This window comes from Bradyrhizobium sp. B124, assembly GCF_038967635.1.
Classification (GTDB): domain Bacteria; phylum Pseudomonadota; class Alphaproteobacteria; order Rhizobiales; family Xanthobacteraceae; genus Bradyrhizobium.
This window is the reverse complement of the sequence record NZ_CP152413.1, coordinates 8,133,170-8,153,353: the sequence shown is the minus strand read 5'-3', so window position 1 is coordinate 8,153,353 and position 20,184 is coordinate 8,133,170. Positions and strand designations below refer to the sequence as shown.

Sequence of the window (20,184 nt, the reverse complement as noted above, 5' to 3'; positions counted from 1 at the left end):
TCAAACAGAGGTTGGAACCGGGACTTGACTATCGGATGGAACCGATGAACCGCCCGAAGCAGAGCCTCTCAATGGCAAGGCGCTCATTGCATTGATCACGACTATACGATCCTTGCAGTCGGCATTTTTCGTATAGTTTCGCTGAGCATATCATTTTGCGCGCAGGATCGCGCACCACGTGCGCTTAGTGCCCGTCCATGCCGCGCCCGCCCGGCAGCCGCCCCAGCCTTGCTTGACCCGGCAAAGCGTTGCGAAAGTGCCGATCAGCGACAAACCTTGGTGTAGATTTCTAATCCTCGGCGATATCGGCCGCATACCACGGCATAATTGAGCTGCGTTGAGCTTGTGCTTTAACTGGGCTCAGATTTTCGGCGAATGTCCTCGCTGTGATCGAGCCATCGGCTGTCCCTCCCTCTGCCGGTGGAAGTTCGGCGCGATGCGTAGCAGCATCGCCCCTCCCAGACTAGACTTCCGCCCGGCCGCTAATGGCGGCCGGGCTTTTTTGTGCTCATCAAGATTCCTCGGGATTATCGAGAGCTCAAATGGCCCGCAAGCGGATCCACTTTCTCGACGAAAGACCAGGCTGGATCAGCGGCCTACTGGATTGGATGCAGCGCGCAATTCGCGGGCAGCAGCGACCATATTGACCAGCGCCGGGCGAACCTCCTCCCATTTGCGCGTCTTCAGGCCACAGTCCGGATTGATCCAGAGTTGCGAATCCTGCAGCCGCATGCGAGCCAACGCCATGAGCTCCTTCATCTCGCCCGTCTCGGGAACGCGTGGAGAATGGATGTCGTACACGCCTGGCCCGATTTGATTTGGATATTTGTAGCTCCTGAACGCGTCAAGCAGTTCCATTTTCGAGCGCGAAGTCTCGATCGAGATGACATCCGCGTCCATTGCCGCAATCGCATCGATGATATCGTTGAACTGCGAGTAGCACATATGGGTATGGATCTGGGTTTGATCGGCGACGCCCGATGAGCAGATGCGGAAGCAATCGCCGGCCCATTCGAGATAAGCCGGCCATTCCGATCGACGTGATGGCAATCCTTCGCGCAGGGCAGCTTCGTCGATCTGGATCATGGTCGCACCAGCATTCTCGAGATCGGCGACTTCGTCTCGGATCGCGAGCGCAATTTGACGGCAGACCTCGCTTCGGGGAATATCGTCGCGAACAAACGACCAGTTCAAGATCGTTACCGGTCCAGTCAACATCGCCTTCATCGGTTTCTTGGTTAGTGATTGCGCGTAGCGCCACCAGTCTACGGTAATCGGCTGCGGCCGTGAGACATCGCCAAACAGGATCGGCGGCCGGACACAGCGCGAGCCATAGGATTGCACCCAACCGTTCTTGGTAAATGCGAAGCCGGCGAGTTGTTCGCCGAAGTACTGCACCATGTCATTGCGCTCGAACTCGCCATGCACGAGCACGTCGAGACCGATTTCCTCCTGCCAACGCACGGCGCGCGCCGTCTCTTCCTTGAGAAACTTGTCGTATCGCTCGTCGCTCATCAAGCCTCGCGCATGCGCGGCACGAGCATTACGGACAGCAGTGGTCTGCGGAAACGATCCGATCGTCGTGGTAGGAAAAGCCGGTAGTCCGAAGCGCTTGCGTTGGATCTCGGCACGACTGGCAAATGGGCTGGCGCGCCCGCGCATGGTCTGGTTGATCGCTCCGAGCCGGACAGCGACATCGGGATCACGGATCTTCGGCGAAGTGCGACGGATGGACGCGGCACGCTCGGATTCCGCAAGAGCTTTCGCAACATTCTGGTCGCCTGCGAGTGCCCGCGCCAAGGCCGCAAGCTCGCGCATCTTCTGAACCGAGAAAGCAAGCCAGCTCTTAACGTCGGAAGCGAGCTCCGTCTCGAGTTCGACATCGACCGGCACATGAAGCAGTGAGCAGGATGGGGCGATCTGGACGCGATCCTTGCCGAGCTTCGCAATTGCGGGATCCAGCCGCTGGCGGAGCGCCGACAAGTTCGACCGCCACACATTGCGGCCGTCTATGACGCCGAGCGACATGACGAGATCATTCCGGCTGCCAGCAATGATCTCGTCCAATAACCGTGGCGCGCGAACCAGATCGACGTGCAGCCCGGCAATAGGCAGGCGCAAGGCGGTGTCCAGATTGTCACGGAGGTCGCCGAAATAGCTCGCTACCATGATCTTGATGGCCGGCCCCTCCTTTGCGAGCCGGTCATAGGCATGGAGCAAGGATTTTCGCGAGCTCTCATCCAGATCGAGGACGAGGCAGGGCTCGTCGAACTGAACCCAGCTTGCCCCGCGTTTAGCCAATTCCTGCAAAACCTCGATATAGACCGGTATCAGGTCATCCAGCAGTGACAGAGGCTGGAAGGCAGGATCCGCACTCTTGCCGAGCTTTAGGAATGTGACCGGCCCGATCAGGACAGGGCGGGTCTGAAAGCCAAGCGCCTTGGCTTCCTCATACTCTTCGATAGGCTTACGACAGGACAGCCTGAAAGTCTGCCCACGGTTCAATTCCGGGACCATGTAGTGGTAGTTGGTGTCGAACCACTTGGTCATCTCCTGCGCGGGTGCGCCATAGGCGCGCGATCCGTGACCGCAACTCGCATCCTGCCCGTCGCATTGTGAACCGCGTGCCATGGCGAAGTAAGTCTTGAGCGAAACGGATTCGGCTTTCGGCGCGTAAATTTCCGGGATAGCTCCAACCATGACACTGGTGTCGAGCACCTGGTCATACAGCGAGAAATCGTTCGACGGAATGACAGTGACACCGAGGGATGTCTGGCGAGCCCAGTTCGCAGCACGCAGGCCGGCTGCGTCCTCGAGCAACTGCTGTTCGCTGATTCTTCCGGCCCAGTAGCTTTCGAGCGCGAGCTTTAGCTCGCGCCTTGGACCGATGCGCGGCGTTCCGAGCGTAGCAACCGGAAGCGAGAGAAGAGACATAGCGTTAACCCCATATTGGGGGCAAAGGCCAGGGCGGACGCAGGCAGGCAAGTCGCGCGAGCGACGGCTGCTTGGCGTACCACCGGGGCACCCCGCCCGTGGACGAATATATTGCCGGGGCAGGTCTCCTGGCTCGCGGGTCATCGCCGCTGTCCGGCCTTCCCGAAGCCGCGCAGGCTTCAGTGACTCTGTTGGACAGCGGCTCTCCGCTCACAGTTGCGGGGGCAGCGCCGGCATTGGCACCGGCTTCCCTCTTAGCTCCGGATCAAGTGGGACCCGGAGAACCTCGACGGCTTGGATTATCGGCAAGAGAACTATTCCGTCAACCTCTCAAATTAATGCCGTGGCCTCTCTTATGCGAATGATGGTCCACCTTCACCATTGATCTCGATTTAGACCCCGTCTGCAATCATGAATATCCCAATGACCATATCGGATGGTGCGTCGACGTGAAGCCGCGCGTCAGATCCGAGCAAGAGACAAACGCGGCCCGCGCGATGAGGGCCATTGCGCCGAGCAGACGGTCTTCATGTGAGTCAGCTACGGTTCATCAAGAACGCTATCCTGCGTCCGGCTTCTCCACCAACAATCAAGGATCGGTGTTGGCAATCGCAAGACATATGCGGAACTCCAACAGCATACTCAGCGGGCATATTGTCTTACGATGCCAGCCAATTCTGGTAGGCGTCACGCAGGTCTTTTTTGGCGATACTGCCTGAGCAAGCATATCGAACCTCCTCAACCGGAACAGAGAGGCCCGCAATGAAAATGGCTGTTTGGAGTACCCTCGGCGTCTTTGCGGTTGGCGTCTTTACGGTTGGCCTGTTCGGATGGATGATAAGGCCGTTCATGAGTCAACCCGTTAGACAGATACTCTCAAAACTATTGAGCAGCTCAAAGCGACGCTAGCACGGCTCGACGCCCCCACCCGCTTTACGAATATCGACACGGCGTGGAAGCGCACTCCTCCAATCATGAACAGCGACGACCCGTCGATGAACGACGGGCCGATAACGTGCCCTCGCGCGTGCGCAGCGCGAACGCCACTTCTCGTCCGCCTGCTCGAGGGGTGGACTTCCTTGGCGTGTATTCCAGATGCCCGGCGCTGAAAAGCGACTTCGCGCGTTGTGGGCCGTAGAGGGCCAAGCACAACTGGCCCCCATTCCTCGAAATTCCTGCAGCGTCGCATGGCCGCGAAGGAGCGCCAAGCCGCCGCAGCGGACGCCTTGGCCGCAAGTGAAGGCATGGCGGGGATCGAACGCCGACGTTGCCGCTACGACACCGACCCAAACGGTTCAATGGCCGCAAACCCCAACTGTCGCCAGGAACCTCACGGGTTCGCCTGCGCGGCCGAAGATCCAGTGCGTGACAGGGATGAATCATGGAAGTCGCGGCGGATAGCCTGAATGGAAACATCAATACGTGCGCAAGTCGGAAAGCGAACAAGGACGACACAAATATGGTGCGAACTGCCACCTATTTACCTGGCACGAAGAATGCAGACCGTCCACCTGTCCAGGCTTCTCCACCTGGGCAGGTCCAGCATCGCAACTTGAGGCTTTGGCTGGCCATCGAGGTTGGCGGCGCGTGGCATGGAGGGGACAGCGCCTGCTCACGTGGGACACCGGCGGGCGCCCGCGTCACGTCGCCGCCAACTTCTTGCGATCGCGCTTAGCGCGTTGCTCCGCTTTGGAATTGACGTGTGGATGAAAACCAGATGGGCCGGCGGTTATGAAGAAAATAGCTGGAAGACGCGTGCTTTTGTTCTATCTCGGTCGATCACTGATCTGCCTGGCCGGGCTGGTTGCGACGAGCAACAATGTTCGCGGCAACGACAACGCCCTTGTCGAACGAGTCAAGTCAATGTGGCGAGCACAGGACGGTGACACGATAGAACACATTATCTCCAGGGTCTCGAAGGTGGCGAAGTTCGTTCCTCAAACGTGGGGAGTCGCTGAAGGAATTGACCGAACTGAGTACGTTTATCTTTCATGGACCAGGCACCAGAACAATAAATCAGACGAACAGTACGTTATTGCCTGGAAGATCGCAGTCGATGGGACGATCAGACTTACGTCGACGTATGCAAAGCCCATTGAATTGGGCTGGCGCGCCTTGGCGCTATCGTTGATCGCCAGTGAAATCACGGATGGCGAAAAGGACGCAAATCTTCCATTTCTGCATGATCCGGCCAACTACAACTTCGTGACGACTGCGCAAGGCAAGCTCGGCAATCTTCTGCGACACGGACGCTGCAATATCATTGAACCCGTTGGGGTGGATTACGTGCCAAAGCCCAATGACGAGCCGGCTGAGAAAGGTGATCTGTGGCGCGTTTTTCTTTTGGTGAACTGCAATATCCCAGGGCCCCGTTACTTTACCCATAACGGGGTCATCACCTTCGAGAAGAGCGAGGGACAAGATTGGGCGCCGCAATCCTTCTTTGCCAAGCGTATCGCGGGCTTTCCTCCTGGCGCTTGGTTCGATCGCATAGAGCCAAATGAATGGGAAGCATTGAAGAGAGCGCGAAAGGCCTCGGGAGATGGTCGCACAGAGCAAGGTCGCGCTGCAGCTCCTTGACGCCGAGCGCGTCGGAGCAACGACAAAACACATGCGCTCTGAAAGTTGACGTGTCCGGTTACGTCTCCGCAATAGACCGCGAGCCTGCCTTGCAGCTTTCAGCCCGTCGCGGGAAACCTCAGGCAGCACTGCTCTCGGCTCGGTCCGCGAGGGAATCGCCCCGTGACCAGGCGGCCGCGTGCCAAGCTATGAGAGCCGGTTTGACCCTCGCCATACGCCTGCAGTGAGAGGAAGCCAATCATCTGCGACGTGACCAGTTTGCCGTACCATTGTTCACGGAACCTGGCCTAGAGATGCTTGGGACCCAAGTCCCGATCAGGCGTGCGCGCAGCGCATTGCGCGACTGTTGGTCCTCGTAGGAGCGTGAGCATAAGCGAGGCCGAAGGCGGCACGCGGGACCGAGTGCAGCGACGAGATCGCTTAAGAGGGCACCCGGGAACGGGGCAAATGATAACGACGGCGCATACTCCAGGACGGCGAGCCCCTTCTTCCGAGGTTTGCTTTCTCCCCATGCTCAGCTTCGCCGAACTCGCGGGTCGAGCGCGATCTATTGGGCGCCCACTGAGAGGGAGACCGTCGAGGCCGGAAGCATGCCGCAGCACGCAAACTGGAAGAAATCGCTTGAACCTCACCTTGCGTCAGGACGTAGGGTGGAATCCACGACCAAGCTTTCAGAAAGCAAACGCCGGATGATGCAACACAGGCCAAATAACGGACATCGTGAGATCAGGCAGCCGAATGTGGCGGCGCCGGATTGTACGGGTGTCTGAGCGGATGGACCAAGAGCGAAAGGTTATCGGGATGAAACACCGCGTGATGATGTCCGCATTGCTCGCTATCATCGCATCTCCGGTTTGCGCGGCGAAACTCAGCGGTCCTGCGCGCATCCTCGACGGCAATACGATCGAGATCAAGCAAACCAAAATTCGGCTCTCGGGCATCGACGCGCCAGAGACCGATCAGATTTGCCTCGACGCCCATGGCCAAAAATGGGCTTGTGGCGTATCTGCTCGCGATGAGCTTATCAAGCATTCCGACGGACGAACGTGGGATTGTTACACCAAAGGGGTAGACGAGTACGGCGGGTCACTCGGGAGCTGCCTGATCGCAGGCGAGGACGTGAACGCGTGGATGGTAAGCTCGGGCTGGGCACTATCATCGGGTCGATATACCCATACCTACGTTGTCTATGAGGTTGTGGCGAGCAACGCTTATGCAGGCATATGGTCGGGGGCGTTCATCGCGCCTTGGGACTGGGGTCACCGCGACAAGGGGACGATCATTATTGGCGCGAGCTCGGTACCGACCGAAGCTCAGGAACTCCTGCTCGGATCTGCTTTGCTATCGGACCCGCCCTCACCCGACTGCCTGATAAAGGGCACCGTGGGCCACAAGAGCGAGCGCATTTACCATTTGCCCGGGCAACTCGGTTACGGACAAATCGATATGACGAAGAAGCTGGGTGATCGCTGGCTCTGCAGCGAAGCAGAGGCCGAAGCCAAGGGGTGGCGTAAATCCGCGCGATGAGTGACACATGCATCCAGACCGTTTCCCGAAGATGTCTTATCCGATCACGATCGTACCCTCGCGCCGCTCGCTGTTGCTATTCGCTGTTTCGGCGGTTGGCATGCGGCTTGGCAACATTGTTGACGCGAAGGAAGCAAAAGGGCAGCCCAAGCCGGACAACCTGCTTTCGCCTGATGCTGCGCTGAAGCGGCTATTGGAAGGTAATGACCGCTATGTCCAGGGCGCATCGCGAGGCGGCGATTTCAAAGGCGAGCGCCAGGTCTTGGTCGACGGGCAAAATCCATATGCGGCGGTTCTGAGCTGCGCCGACTCTCGCATAGCGCCCGAACTTGCCTTCGACAGCGGACTTGGTGATCTGTTTGTCTGCCGCCTCGCCGGCAATTTTGCCAACGATGACACGGTCGCCAGTATGGAATATGCGGTCGCCGTTCTGAACACGCCGTTGATCATGGTACTCGGTCACGATCATTGCGGCGCGATAGACGCCGCGATCAAGTCGCTCAACGACGACAAGCCGCCGCCGGGGCGTATTCCATCCCTCGTCGCCGCGCTTGCGCCTGCGGTAAAGGAATCTCGCCAGCAACCCGGTGATACGTTCGCCAATGCGACCCGGCAAAACGTCATCGATAACGTCAATAAACTCAAATCGGCGAGTCCGATCCTGAACGCGGCAGTTGGACAGAACAGATTGAAGGTAGTCGGGGGTCTGTATCGGCTCGACACCGGCAGGGTCGATCTGCTGAGCTGACGCTGGCACCTTCGCGCGGGCGCCCAACCGCATGCATGCCCACCAGGGCGTCTTGAGCCCCGCGAAATTCGCTCGTCCGTCGGCTGCAGATCCAATTCACAATTGTCGTACAACTTCGGGATAAGCTTTGATATGCGCGGGCTCGCAGTCCTCCTCCTATTCTTCGTACTTATGTTGGCAACGCGCGGCCATCACCAAGATAAATTCGCGCCGCGACCGACAGCGTCTATGCCTCCCCGCTAATGCCCGAGCCAACAGCGTTGACTGAAGCTTCAGAGCGCGCTGCGAAGCATGTCGGGGTCTGCACTCGCTCTCCGGGACACGCAAGAAATTCCAGCAGAATATTCTCGCCGGCTCAACCGCTATGGCATCGACACAAACCGTCCCGTTTATGATCACCCGGCTCAGCCCGGGCTGAAGATCAGATAGAGCAGGATTGCGACCACAACAGCTGTCCAGCCGGCCGATGTGAGGAAAACTGTTACTCGCGTCGGCATCGGAGGGCAATTCCTGCTCGTTTAGTCGTCTGGCCGCCGCGCGAACGCCCGACGGCCTGATTTTGAGCCCCTCTCTTGCGCCGCTGGCGTGCCGGCGCGGACGAAGGTCGAATCGACGATCAGGTACTCAAAGTCCGGATCGTGCGTCAACGCTTCGAACATGCGCAACCAGATACCTAGCCTTGTTGCGACGGTTTAGCCATGCCCAGAGTCTCATCCTTGCCGCGTAAGCCTGACGAACCCTCCTTCAGCTAGTTCGGCTTTGTACAGCTTGCCGTCGAGCGCGATAGTTGTTGGGTGGTCAGGGACAGGCATGTGACCCGTCTCGCGCAGCTGCTCGATCAGGGCCAGCGACGCCCACTGCTCCCGCGGCGCGACACCGTGAACGCGGGTCTCCCGGAAGAATGCTCCGAAATCTGGCACCCCCTGCGGCCCCTCGCCAATTCTTTGGTCCACCGCAGGATTGTGGATGAGACGCGGGCCGCCGGTCGGGTCTTGCGTGGCCGTGTAGCGGTGCCCCCGGATCTCGTAGGTCATCGTCGGCTGGTCCGCGTCCGGCAGGAGACCGTGGTGGGACAGTCTCTCGATCATTCGTTGCGGGACGGCCTGAGAACCATGGGAAAAGCTCTGGGGAGCCGCCCATGAGACATCATATGTTTCCTCAGGTGGAGCCGATGATGGCCCCGCTTCGTTTGCCCTTGCTTCATCCATGACCTGACGAAGGAAATCATCATCCGCTTGATTCCAGGCGTACTCACCGGGAGACCTTGACGACCCGGCACCGTCAGTTCGGTTGAAATCCATGCAACTCTCCTATCTTGCCTAGGGAACATGGTCTCTTGCAGATCCGCCCGATGCGGTAGCCCAGGTCCGTGACCGAGAGACCACGTTTCATGCTAGTAAGGCTGACTGTCCAGAAGCTGACGAGTTTCAGGAAAATAGCTGTGCCAGCTCGCATGCCGTGGCCTGCCGGCTCTACGCGCTGATGGAGATCTCCATGATATTCGGTTGCAGGAGCGGCGGCGGCTGTCCGCGTTCGCGAGCTTCTCCCTCAACCTTGCTTTTCTGGCCTCGAGCCGCATCTCTGATCATTCAACAGAGATGGAAGCTTCGCGTCGATAAAGGATGAGCTTCCGCGTATCGAACGTCTGGAAAGCTGTCGGCGACCATCACAACCGGCGGGACGATCGAAGCCGTCGCCGAGGACAGGAAGCGTCAGTCGTGAATGGCGGATGACAGCGCGCGGAATAACGCCGATACAGGTCTTAGTTGCGGAATCCGTAGAGGGCAGCAGGGGTCGCGCTAAGGATCCGTCCTCTTGCGTCATCGTCTGGGACGAGTTCCTCAAGCCAGTCCAACGTCTGTGCATAGGTTGGCGCATAGGCGTGCGCTGCCGTCACGTGCGGCCACTGCGATCCCCAGAGCAGCTGTTCCGGCCCGAGCCTCTTCAGCAGCCGCCCCGCCGCTGCCTTGGCCCAACCATCCGCGACACGTCCGATCCCCGACAGTTTCACCCACACCTCGGCGCCTTCAGCGAGGGCCAGAAGTCGCTCCAATCGAGGGTCCCAGATCGGATCGCGAGTGCCGTCCGCGAGTCCGAAGTCTCGGAACACCAGGCGATGGCCGTCGGCCAGCAGCGACTCTGCGAGGCCTTCTCGTCCTTCGACCCCGCCGGACACCTCCAGGTGGAAGCCCAATTGAAGGGCAGCCTCGAAGGACTCAGCCAGCGGATCACGATCATCAAGGGTAACCGCCAAACCCACGGCACCCGATCGGGCCCACTTCTCCATGACCGCAGGCGCCAACGATTGCACGAGGGGCGGAACCAGTCGCACCGGCATTTGGGCCCGGCTCGCCTGGGTAAAGAGCTCCATAGGGTCGCCGTGCAGGAATGCGGGTTGGACCAGCACCAGCCCGGTGATCGCGCAGCCGCGCGCCGCGCTTTCCAGCCGTTCCAAGGTGCCGTCGATGACGGGCGTTGCCCGCCGGACCTCTTGGCGGAAGGCGTGAACCTCGCAGTCGATTCTCATGGCTCACTCTCCCAAAGCGCCGCCGGGAGAGCGCCGGCTGGGCTGTAGTGCATTCGAAATCACAACTCATTGACGGCTGTCCGGCGGCCGCGGACACTCGCGAGCTTCTGCTTGGCACGCGGCGGACGACGTCCCGCTGCGCGTCCAGCTCGAAGCGCTCACCCTCCATGAACGCGACGATAGAGCCCGCTCGAGGTGGATTACCCGCGCGTCGTTGTAGTACTAGCTCGCTGTAGGTGTTCATTTGGTCATTGGCTCAGGATTTCACGCCTTCGCTCGTTTCCCTTAGCGCGTACGAGGAACAGGGACAATGGAGCCGAATGAAGCAGATCAAACCTTCGTACGTTTCGGACGAAGGTACGCGCGATACGGCGGCGGACTTGGAAACCGTGTCGATGGACCGTTTTTTCTTGGTCCGGACGATGGGCTCGGCTTTGTCGTTGTACGGCGTTGACGTCGTCATCGATGTGTTTCTGAAGCTTCTTGTGAAGGAGGCGCCACTAAGCGACTGCCCGGCGACCAACTGAGTTCGTTCAGCAGCCCGCCGGTCTTGGTCGCCGTCACCTTGGCACCGAACCGGTCGTTCAGGGTGTAGGTGACCGACACCGCGTTACCGTCGCCTTTCGATCGGCGCGCGAAGTGGGCGATGACGGCAGTATCTGCTGATGTTCCGGCGAAGTGCTCGCCGCCAGTCACGTACAGGCCCGCCGTCAGGAGAGCGGAGCAGACGACTTTACGTGCGAGCCTCATGAGCATCTTCCTAGCGCGTTCCAACTGTCCAGTTACATGCCGACGGCAAGCATATCCTATGCCAGGCACCTCATAATGTCGGCTTAGGTATCGTCGCGCTGCAGATCCTGAGTTCGGCACGAGAGAAGACCGGCAACTTCGATCCCGTCCGTCTTTTCCGCTATCCAACTAGCAACGGCGCTCCGGCACCCGGGACGCTCTCTATGAAAGTTTCCAGGTTGGCATGTTGGCCGAAGGCGCCGGAAAGCGGAGATGCGCAGTGATACTGCGGATTGGCCGCGACTGCACCTGTCAACTGGACGAAAGGTGCGTTCGCGCGACGCGAAATCGCGAGCAAAGACGCCGCGGGCCCTCTGTTAAACACACCGATGCAAGCGCCGATCGGGTGCGTGACCACGGAAGCTACCACCTGCAGGACGATTGCAGCTCGTGGCGTTTCCGACGCAAAAACGCGCGCTCGGTGACAAGCTCGGTGTGCCGCGGCCGCTCAAATGGCAAAGGAAAGTCGTTGACGACACCTGCCGGCCTCGCGCTCATGACGATGATCCGATCGGCGGGCAGCAGCGCTTTCTCAGTGTCATGAGTGACGAACACGGTCGTCATCGTCCGGATATCGCGCAGCACCTCTTGCATCGAGGTACGCCTCTGAGCATTCTTCAGTCGACGCTGGCTGCGGCAAACCGTCGTCAGCTGACCTCGGTGAGGATATCGCCTTCTTTGTCGGATCGCGCTTCAGGCGCTCGCGTATTTCCTTGCCGGCCTTAAAGAACGGAAGACGCTTTTGGTCAACCTGCATATTTTTCCCGGTCCGCGGATTGTGGCCGATGCGGGCCCGCCGAAGCTTGACCGAAAATACTCCGAAGCCACGCAACTCGACCCGGTCGCCGCGAGCGAGCGCGTCGACGATTTCGTCCAGGATTGCGCCTACGATTTTTTCGACGTCGCGCGGATAGAGATGCGCGTTGCGGTCGGCGATGCGCTGAACGAGCTCGGACCTGATCATCGACGGCGATGTCCACCATATTTCTAGAGGCCATATCCTCAAAAGCATCGACAACTGTCAAGCATGGCAGGTTTATGGCAGCACGGATCAATAGTGGTATCGCGCGATCAAAAGACAGGGCTTTTGCCGGCGGAACCCGAGTTCATTTCAGTTCGCCCGACATACTCCGGCGCTCTGTCTTTGCTGCATTCGGCGAAATAAAGTGCGTAAGAGAGGCGACGTGGGGAGCGCGGCCAAGGCGGGAGCTTGCGACGTCCAACGCCAACGTTCCGACCTTCCGCGCCGCGACACCAAAGGAAGAGGCGCCAACGGCATATCCAAATCGAAATGATTGTGGATTTGACAGCATAGCAGCCCATACGGTTCAGCGCCTTGTTTTGGTTTCTCCCTGACGCCAGCTGGGGTCCAATGGCGATACCGCTTCTCCTCTCGCTCGCGGGCGAAACGCATCATCAAACGTCGAAGAGGCGCGACACTTCGGCTAGCGCAGTCCGGTCGAGATCGTGACCATGACATCCGCCCAGCCGGTGGACTCGGGTTCGACAAGTCTCCATCTGTCGCTGCTTGTTGGTATGATCGACGGGATTGACTTAGTTGATCAGCGTGTATTCCAGAGGTCCGACATGCCATTGGCGCTGCGAACAACCCGATATGCCGTTTCTCTCCGCGAGCACTTCCGCCTCTTAATGTTGGCGCCAGCTGAAGCGCGCGAGGTGGCGTGGTAAGCAAGTCACCGCCGACGATCTGAGGCTGATGGCAAATGGGCCACGCAAGCGTGGATCCTGCATGCTTGCAACTGCACACCTCCCCCAAACGTCGCAGACGGGCTGATCCTCTTCGGATGGTTCAACATCGCCTCCAATGTCACTCGCACTCATCGTCTCCGATCGGCCGCAGATGCCAACCAATCGATCGATGGCAGCCGCGTCGGAATTGACGGCTGGTCCTTTTGGGCCAACTGTTGTTTGCATTCGCTATCCAGGCGCGGGCGTCGCTGCGTTTCGGAAGCGGCGAGCTCTGTACGCTACGGACTGAGCTATTTCTTTCATAGACGCCTGATTCAGCTAGTCTCCATCCAAGATAACGCTGTGCGTTGACCTGGCGGGCCGGGATAAGATTAGTCATGTGCCACGAACATGAGACGGGACGAACGCGTTGTGCGTTACCGTTACTCGCTCATACAGCTCTCGCTTTGCGCATGGCGCCTTGGCTCGTTGCCCTGCTGGAAGGACATCGGCAAATATCCATGTGCCGGGTATGAGCTGTCTGCCGATAGCTCTGCGAACCGTTCTGTGTTTCAGCGGCGCGGACCATTTCTCACCAAGTGCAGGTGGGCTCCTGCTCGCTTATGGAAGTGCATTCGGAGGGGATTTGATGCGCGACCATGACTTTATCTCCGGCTGCTTTCTGGCACTGACCGCTGCCGGGCTCGTTTTGCTCTGCTCGAGCTTGCTCGCCGCTGCGTTCCCCCTGTGAGGATCATCCCATGAAATCGTTCAAGCTGATCGGCTTTGCACTTGGAGCATCGATGCTGTCCGGCACGGCATTGGCGGAGGATATCACCATCGCCGTCGCCGGACCGATAACTGGGGGTGAGTCCGCCTTCGGGCGGCAGATGAAGAACGGCGCCGAGATGGCGGTTGAGCAGATCAACGCTTCCGGTGGCGTGCTTGGCAAGAAGCTTGCCCTCGACGTCGAGGACGATGCCTGTGATCCCAAGCAGGCGCGATCGGTAGCGGAAAAGGTAGCCGCCGCCAAGATCCCATTCGTGGCTGGGCACTTTTGCTCTTCGTCATCGATCCCGGCATCGGAAGCCTATGCCGACGGCGGCGTGCTGCAGATCACTCCGGCTTCCACAAACCCACTATTCACCGAGCGCAAACTATGGAACGTGGCACGCGTCTGCGGCCGCGACGACCAGCAGGGCCAGGTGGCTGCCCGGTACATCACGAAGTACTTCAACGGCAAGAAGATCGCCATTCTCAATGACAAGACCACTTATGGTAAGGGGCTTGCCGACGAGACGAAGAAGGCCCTCAATAAGGCTGGCGTCATCGAGAAGATGAACGAGTCCTATAACAAGGGCGACAAGGATTTCAATGCGATCGTCTCGCGCTTGAAGCGCGACAATATCGACCTCGTCTATGTCGGCGGCTACCACCAGGAAGCGGGGCTTATCCTGCGCCAGATGCGCGATCAGGGCCTGAAGACCGTACTGATGTCGGGTGATGCGTTGGCTGACAAGGAATATGCCTCGATCACCGGCGCGGCTGGAGCAGGTACGCTCTTCACTTTCGGGCCCGACCCACGCAGGAAACCGACGGCGGCTGCGATCGTCGATAAATTCAGGGCCAGGAATATCGATCCCGAAGGCTACACGCTATACACCTACGCAGCGGTGCAGGTCTGGACGCAAGCCGCAACCAAAGTCGGCACCACCGATCCGAAGAAGGTGATGGACACGATCAAAGCGGGCTCTTGGGACACGGTGATCGGCAAACTGGATTACGATGCCAAGGGTGACATCAAGCAGATCGACTATGTCGTTTACAAGTGGGACGCCACGGGTGGCTATAGCGAGACTAACCCGAGCGCCTTCTGACGCATCTTAGTCCGACCCGTCAAAAGGGACGTGTTCCGGGGAGGTAGGCAGCGATCAATGTCGATCGATCGGTTGCTCCAAGGCCGCAAGCTACGGCCTGAAGAAATTGAATGTCTGAGGTCGGCCTATACACGGACCCTGCGCTCGCTTTGCCTGGTCGATCGTGACGACCCTATCGCGGAAATCGTCGCAAGGAAGGTTATCGAGATCGGCGCAAGCGGGGTTGGCGATCCAACGGAGATATCAAGGCTCGCCATTGAGCAGCTTGGCATCCGCAGACCGCCATCGGCCTAAAGCGAGCACCGCGTACATGCGCGGATGGTCGGATCTCTCCTCCCGATCCATGCACAGCACTTGGCCCCGACGCGGGCTCAATCGGAGATTGTTAGACTGGCCTGATGCAGATGTTTGAACAGTCAGCTGGATGAATCGACTTGTTCGAGGGACCGCAGTCCCACATGCTAGCGCTAGTGGCTGAGTTTTCGGCCTTCGCGCCGCGCGACACGCATCGCTTTTGCCTATCGACCCAGGAAGAGTTCGCCCGGAAATGCCGCGGCCCCGCCCCCATAGAAGGGCGGGGCCCTCCCCTCCCCCGGGGGCGCCGCGCTGCGGATCACAACGGCGATGGTCTAACGCCCGTCTTCTGTCGATTCATCATTCGGTGCACGGCTGAGCCGCCTCACCTGCATTGCGGCTTTCGGCTCCCGGCATTTTCCGCGACATTGCGCAAGACGAGCGCCGAAAGCTGCGCGACCAGCTCTTTGAGACGCACTATTTCTTGCCTGCACTGCGCCAATTCGCGTTGTTCATCTGTCATTACCGATACGTCATAGCGGTTCACAGCTGCATGATTCATGCTAACCTCTATCCGATCAGGTGAGCGCGAACGACGGCTCGAGCTCCTGCCTGTTCAGAATAGTAATGGCAAACCGGCATTTTTTCGCCAGCAAACACTGTACGCAGCGAACAAATTATGTCGTCGCCTCCGCCTGATGTGTCGTTCTGGCCTACAAATCAGAGCGTCTCGCACAAAAACTTGCTTGTGTCACAGACGGGAGTTCGCGCTTTTGCTCTTCAAGCCCCACAGATAGTCGCACTTGATGGCCTTCGTGGTCGGCACGTGCCATGTCAACTTCGCCTCGCGAACAAACACCTGTCCCACTCCCGCGCGGCGATGGCCATCAACGGTGCGGGCGCGGCGGCGAAGACGAATGGACGCCACCAATTGACCAAGAAATCGTGCAACACACGCGTGGTCGTGAGAGCGCGCCGGCAGCGCGCCCCGCGCCTTTTCGCAGATGTACACCACCAAGAGGTTTTCGCGCCCTTCAAATGATGCGGCGTGCCCGCGTCCCTGTTCGCCGCAAATGCTTCTGCGGCATGAGCCTCCAATCTGAAGGTTCATGGTCGCCACGTTGAAAAGACGCGAGCTCCCGGAAAAGGCAAACACATATGACATCACACAAAAAATATGACGCGCAATGTTCCGCAAACACTCACGCGCTACGAGCCCATCCATGGACGGAACGCGACATGCGCCCCACGCCCGCCGATGACTTAGCTGCATGTCGGGGGCGGCAATTTGAATTTCATGCGGGGGGCAGCTCAAAGGCCTTGAATCGTACGTGGCGTCACGTTGTACGATCTCATCGTAGGTCGCGAGGATCCCCGACAAGTCGACGGGGCCACAGCTTGCTGCCAGTGGTGAGACAATGATGCCAATGCGGTCGATGTCTGTACAGCAGAGGGCGATGCCGGTGCCCCGATCATCGCCTACGAGATCGCGCGAACGGACTCCGAGTACTGGCCTCCGAACAAGGTGGTTCTTCCCGGCCCCTCACTGGCCGGGGTCGAGCCGCATTCCGTGAAAAATCGTCTTGGTAACAAAGGAGGCGACGCCAGGTTTGTCCGACATCGATCGTTTCGTAATTAGAATTTGCGGTGATATTTCGCCGCAAATAACCGTCGGCAGTCCTCCCTCTGTCGACGGCGGTTGGCGGGATGCTTAACGGCCTCGCTCCCCCAGACTGACTTCCGCCCGGCCCTCGAAATGAGGCCGGGCGTTTTTTTATCAACTATGAAGGGCAGCTTGGTGTTCTAGCCGGCGTCTGATGATTGTGACGAGTTAGCAAGACCAACCCAGTCCTGGCGGCTCGTCACCACGGGATCGCCTTGCCTTCTCGCGACCAACGATTGTACATGCATGAGTGTTGTTTGCACCGACCAACCCGTTGCCAGCGAGATCGGGACCTCAAAAACGCTCCCCGCGTGCCCCCTGACGCAACCGGATTCGAGGAGTATCGGCGAGCGCCCGTTCGATTGTTCAAAAACACAGGCGGGTGGATTGGACAACGGACTGAAACTTCACAAATCTTTTCGAGATTCCTACCGCCTCCGGAAAGCCGCTTGGTTATATTCATGCGGTTGCCGCCTTGAAGGGCTTGAATCGCACGCAACGTCACATTGTACGATCTCGCGTCGTTCGCGATGATCCTTGGCAAGCGGCGAGGCTATACCGGGTAATCCGGGGCTCTCGCATAGACCTGCCGCGCGTTCAGCGCTGGATATGGCAATTGTCTCACGGCAGCTGGTCATTAATGAATAGGACGCGATTGCGCATCATCGATGTTCGTTGCCGGAGGGTGGGATATGACGGCCGATATTGTTGATGTATGCGTAATCGGGAGTGGTGCCGGCGGCTCGACAGTAGCCTACGAGATCGCCCAACACGGATTGCGAGTGCTCCTTCTCGAACAGGGTCGGGCGCTTCCTCCCGACGCCTCGCTGGCGAGCGTCCAGAATGGCATGGATACCGCCTTGGTGCGGTCTGCGGCAGGTACGATGACGCCGTTCGGACGTCCGTGGACCGTCTGCGCGCTCGGCGGCGGAATGACCTTGTATGCCGGAATAGCCTTCCGATATCGCACTATTGATTTTGACGCGCGAGCACATGTGGCCGGGGACGCGCTCGACCCGACCTGGCCGATCAGCTACGCCGAACTACGCCCGTTCTATGAGGAGCTGGAACGGCGCATGGGGGTGGCCCGTCTAGCCGGGGCGGACCCGCTCGAACCGCCAAGCGATCCGCCCGTTCAGCCCCCGCATCAGTACAGCGCGCAGGGCCGGTTGATTGCCGATGCGGGCGGACGCCTAGGCCAGCTACCGTTCCCCACCCCGTTGGCAATCAACTCGGTGCCATATCGCGGCCGGCCAGCCTGTCACTGCGACGGACCCTGCAACGAACATCTGTGTCCGACCGGCGCGAGGGCCGACGCACGCTCGCCGTTTACCGATACCTCCCTGCCGCCCGGCGCGCTCACGGTTGCGCTTGGCAGCAAGGCCGTCCGCATCGATCTGGGCAATGTCAGCCGTGCGGACTCGGTGGAATGGCTGGACACTCTCAACCAACAGCGCGCTCGGGTCCGCGCCCGCTGCGTGGTACTCGCCGGCAACGCAGTGCAATCTGCCGCCCTATTGCTACGGTCGGCGCAGCGAGGAGCGCCCAACGGCATCGGCAACGCCTCCGGCATGGTCGGCAGTGGCATCTCGTTTAAGATCAGCGGCTACGTGTCCGGTTGCACCACGATCGATCCGCCGGCCGCGCACCCGGCCGGCGGCCCGTTCTCCACCGTCGCGATCTCCGATCATTACCTGGACAACGAGGCTCCTTCGGGGCTCGGCGGAACGATCTACGAAGCAAGTCGGGCTGAGCCCACGGACCAAGACGGAAAGATAACGCTACGGCTGCATTTTCTGGCGGCCGACCAGCCCATGCGCAGCAATGCGGTCCGACTGGCCAACAGTCGGGACGGGCTGGGTTTGCCGAAGATCATTCTCGACTACTGGACCCACCCGCTGGACAAACGCCGGTTGGGCTATTTGTCCCGATGCGCGTCGAACCTGCTGGCCGAGGCTGGCGTGGAACAAGTCGATTATCAGGATTCCAATTATCAGTTTGGCAGTGGGCATCTGCATGGTGGCTGCCGGGCCGGGATCGATCCGACACAATCCGTGGTCGACCGCTGGGGCCGGGTGCATGACGTTGACAATCTCTATGTCGCGGACGGCGGCTTCTTCCCCTATTCCGGAGGCGTCAACCCGACCTTCACCATCCAGGCGAACGCGCTGCGGATCGCTCGAAGAATAGTCACGCAGCTGACCTAAGGGCATGATCATCAAACGGAGACGGCTCATGTCCATCACCAAGCCTACCGCCACCACGGGCGCCACCGACGGGCACAGATCCGCACTACGCCGCGCCCTGCGTGTCACCGCCTCGGAGAAATGGGATCTCAACAGGCGTTTTCCGGTCGTGATGACGCGCGCTTCAGGCGCGCATGCATGGGACATCAACGGAAAGCAATACGTCGATTTCACTTCGTGTAGCGGGGCCGCGCCGCTCGGAGCCGGATATGAGCCGGTCATGGCGCATGCAGCCGCCGAGATGCGCCGTACCGGCGGCATCTTGCCCGGGCCGCTGTCGGTGCACCGGGTCGAACTGGCCGAACGGCTGGCGGAGATCTTTCCCGTCGCGGAACGCTCAATGTTCTTCCGCACCGGATCGTGCGCGACCACCGCCGCCGTCCGCCTCGCCCGCGCGTTCACGGGCCTGAACCATGTGCTTACCAGCGGATATCATGGCTGGCACGACTGGCAGTTGCAGGACCGGCCGGAGCTGGGGCTGCCCAACCGCGACCGGGACAGCGTGGATTTCCGCTACAATCTGGACTTGCTCGACGAATTGGCAAGTGTTCAGCGCGTTGCCGCGGTAATCGTCACCCCCGAGGTCAACTTCTTCCCGCCCGAGTACCATCAGGAACTGCAGAGGCTGGTGCATCGGCACGGCGCCCTGCTCATTCTTGACGAGGTGATGACCGGATTCCGCTACGCCTTTGGCGGCTACCACATGGCGGTCGGCCTTACGCCCGATCTGATCACACTGAGCAAAGGACTGGCGAACGGAATGGCGCTGTCCGCAGTGGCGGGGCGGGCAGACGTACTCGCCGCCGGCGAGAAGACATACATGGGCAACACCTACCAGCGCGAGGTCACCCCGTTCGCAGCCGCACTGAGCACCCTGCATGCGCTGCGCGACGGGACCATGCTGGCCCGGATGCGCGAGGTTGGCGAGCAACTGATCAAGGGGCTCAACGAGGTATTCGCCAGACAGCAGGTCGCGGCATGGGCGTTCGCCTGGCCCACCATGTTCGACGTCGTGTTTGCCGACGCCGAACTTGGTCACGCCTTCTTCCAGGAGATGTGGGCGCGGGGCTTCCTCATGCAGTACGGCGGGCGCTTCATGCCATCGGCGGCGGTGTCCGACGCCGACGTGCAGGCGGCTGTCGAAGCTGCTGGAGAGGCGCTGCCGGCGTCGCTGTCCCGCATGGAGAGCACCGGTGGCGACTCGGATCCAGTGGCGGCCGCCGTACGGTTCGCCAGAGATCGTTTTGTGGCGACCCCGGGGGCGGTTCGGCGCTGGTTCACCGCACCCGTCCACTGATGAGCAGCGCCTC

12 protein-coding genes, 2 pseudogenes and 1 riboswitch are annotated in these 20,184 nt (G+C 59.8%); of the genes and pseudogenes, 6 read left to right on the top strand and 8 right to left on the bottom strand.

Translation table 11 applies throughout. The features are described from left to right. Positions 1-588: 588 nt before the first annotated feature. The gene (metE, locus tag AAFG13_RS38335; protein ID WP_342710162.1) at positions 589-2,934 is read right to left on the bottom strand and encodes a 5-methyltetrahydropteroyltriglutamate--homocysteine S-methyltransferase; all 2,346 of its coding nucleotides are present in this window, start codon (positions 2,932-2,934) and stop codon (positions 589-591) included. A gap of 100 nt (positions 2,935-3,034) precedes the next feature. Then, a riboswitch (cobalamin riboswitch) is annotated at positions 3,035-3,238 on the bottom strand. Between the two features lie 1,451 nt (positions 3,239-4,689). On the opposite strand from metE, the gene AAFG13_RS38330 reads away from it, so the two are divergent. The 3 genes from AAFG13_RS38330 to AAFG13_RS38320 all read left to right on the top strand — a co-directional run bounded on the left by AAFG13_RS38330 (position 4,690) and on the right by AAFG13_RS38320 (position 7,789). Then, on the top strand, positions 4,690-5,514 hold the full coding sequence (locus AAFG13_RS38330) for a nodulate formation efficiency C protein (protein ID WP_342710161.1): 825 nt from the start codon (positions 4,690-4,692) through the stop codon (positions 5,512-5,514). A gap of 801 nt (positions 5,515-6,315) precedes the next feature. Next, the gene (locus AAFG13_RS38325; RefSeq protein WP_342710160.1) at positions 6,316-7,041 is read left to right on the top strand and encodes a thermonuclease family protein; all 726 of its coding nucleotides are present in this window, start codon (positions 6,316-6,318) and stop codon (positions 7,039-7,041) included. A gap of 7 nt (positions 7,042-7,048) precedes the next feature. Beyond that, a complete protein-coding gene (locus AAFG13_RS38320) occupies positions 7,049-7,789 on the top strand; it encodes a carbonic anhydrase (protein WP_342710159.1) in 741 nt (246 codons plus the stop codon). A gap of 496 nt (positions 7,790-8,285) precedes the next feature. Here the strand turns inward: AAFG13_RS38320 and AAFG13_RS38315 are convergent. The 5 genes and pseudogenes from AAFG13_RS38315 to AAFG13_RS38295 form a co-directional block, all read right to left on the bottom strand. Continuing rightward, positions 8,286-8,472 (bottom strand): annotated as a pseudogene (locus tag AAFG13_RS38315) (hypothetical protein); the annotation flags it as partial. Positions 8,473-8,499: 27 nt separating this feature from the next. Further along, positions 8,500-9,090, bottom strand: a complete 591-nt coding sequence (locus AAFG13_RS38310) for a hypothetical protein (protein ID WP_342710158.1) — start codon at positions 9,088-9,090, stop codon at positions 8,500-8,502. Between the two features lie 461 nt (positions 9,091-9,551). Continuing rightward, on the bottom strand, positions 9,552-10,316 hold the full coding sequence (locus tag AAFG13_RS38305) for an amidohydrolase family protein (protein WP_342710157.1): 765 nt from the start codon (positions 10,314-10,316) through the stop codon (positions 9,552-9,554). Between the two features lie 459 nt (positions 10,317-10,775). Beyond that, positions 10,776-11,066 (bottom strand): hypothetical protein, encoded by a 291-nt coding sequence (locus AAFG13_RS38300; RefSeq protein WP_342710156.1) that lies wholly within the window; start codon positions 11,064-11,066, stop codon positions 10,776-10,778. 724 nt (positions 11,067-11,790) lie between these two features. After that, positions 11,791-12,069 (bottom strand): annotated as a pseudogene (locus AAFG13_RS38295) (integration host factor subunit beta); the annotation flags it as partial. A 1,486-nt stretch (positions 12,070-13,555) separates the two neighbouring features. On the opposite strand from AAFG13_RS38295, the gene AAFG13_RS38290 reads away from it, so the two are divergent. Next, positions 13,556-14,671, top strand: coding sequence for a branched-chain amino acid ABC transporter substrate-binding protein (locus tag AAFG13_RS38290; protein ID WP_342710155.1), 1,116 nt, complete (start codon positions 13,556-13,558; stop codon positions 14,669-14,671). A 679-nt stretch (positions 14,672-15,350) separates the two neighbouring features. Here AAFG13_RS38290 and AAFG13_RS38285 read toward each other — a convergent pair. Continuing rightward, complete coding sequence (locus AAFG13_RS38285; RefSeq protein WP_342710154.1) at positions 15,351-15,527, bottom strand: hypothetical protein; 177 nt, start codon at positions 15,525-15,527, stop codon at positions 15,351-15,353. 189 nt (positions 15,528-15,716) lie between these two features. Continuing rightward, positions 15,717-16,076 (bottom strand): hypothetical protein, encoded by a 360-nt coding sequence (locus AAFG13_RS38280; protein ID WP_342710153.1) that lies wholly within the window; start codon positions 16,074-16,076, stop codon positions 15,717-15,719. Between the two features lie 1,244 nt (positions 16,077-17,320). Between AAFG13_RS38280 and AAFG13_RS38275 the strand changes: the two genes are divergently transcribed. Next, complete coding sequence (locus tag AAFG13_RS38275) at positions 17,321-18,835, top strand: GMC family oxidoreductase (protein WP_342710152.1); 1,515 nt, start codon at positions 17,321-17,323, stop codon at positions 18,833-18,835. 28 nt (positions 18,836-18,863) lie between these two features. Then, positions 18,864-20,171 (top strand): aminotransferase class III-fold pyridoxal phosphate-dependent enzyme, encoded by a 1,308-nt coding sequence (locus AAFG13_RS38270; protein WP_342710151.1) that lies wholly within the window; start codon positions 18,864-18,866, stop codon positions 20,169-20,171. The last annotated feature ends 13 nt before the right edge of the window (positions 20,172-20,184 follow it).

Bases quoted from the DNA above. Each gene is read 5' to 3' on its own strand.
- metE (WP_342710162.1), bottom strand. From the start codon at position 2,934: ATGTCTCTTCTCTCGCTTCCGGTTGCTACGCTCGGAACGCCGCGCATC.
- AAFG13_RS38325 (WP_342710160.1), top strand. From the start codon at position 6,316: ATGAAACACCGCGTGATGATGTCCGCATTGCTCGCTATCATCGCATCT.
- AAFG13_RS38320 (WP_342710159.1), top strand. From the start codon at position 7,049: ATGCATCCAGACCGTTTCCCGAAGATGTCTTATCCGATCACGATCGTA.
- AAFG13_RS38310 (WP_342710158.1), bottom strand. From the start codon at position 9,090: ATGGATTTCAACCGAACTGACGGTGCCGGGTCGTCAAGGTCTCCCGGT.
- AAFG13_RS38305 (WP_342710157.1), bottom strand. From the start codon at position 10,316: ATGAGAATCGACTGCGAGGTTCACGCCTTCCGCCAAGAGGTCCGGCGG.
- AAFG13_RS38300 (WP_342710156.1), bottom strand. From the start codon at position 11,066: ATGAGGCTCGCACGTAAAGTCGTCTGCTCCGCTCTCCTGACGGCGGGC.
- AAFG13_RS38290 (WP_342710155.1), top strand. From the start codon at position 13,556: ATGAAATCGTTCAAGCTGATCGGCTTTGCACTTGGAGCATCGATGCTG.
- AAFG13_RS38285 (WP_342710154.1), bottom strand. From the start codon at position 15,527: ATGAATCATGCAGCTGTGAACCGCTATGACGTATCGGTAATGACAGAT.
- AAFG13_RS38280 (WP_342710153.1), bottom strand. From the start codon at position 16,076: ATGAACCTTCAGATTGGAGGCTCATGCCGCAGAAGCATTTGCGGCGAA.
- AAFG13_RS38275 (WP_342710152.1), top strand. From the start codon at position 17,321: ATGACGGCCGATATTGTTGATGTATGCGTAATCGGGAGTGGTGCCGGC.
- AAFG13_RS38270 (WP_342710151.1), top strand. From the start codon at position 18,864: ATGTCCATCACCAAGCCTACCGCCACCACGGGCGCCACCGACGGGCAC.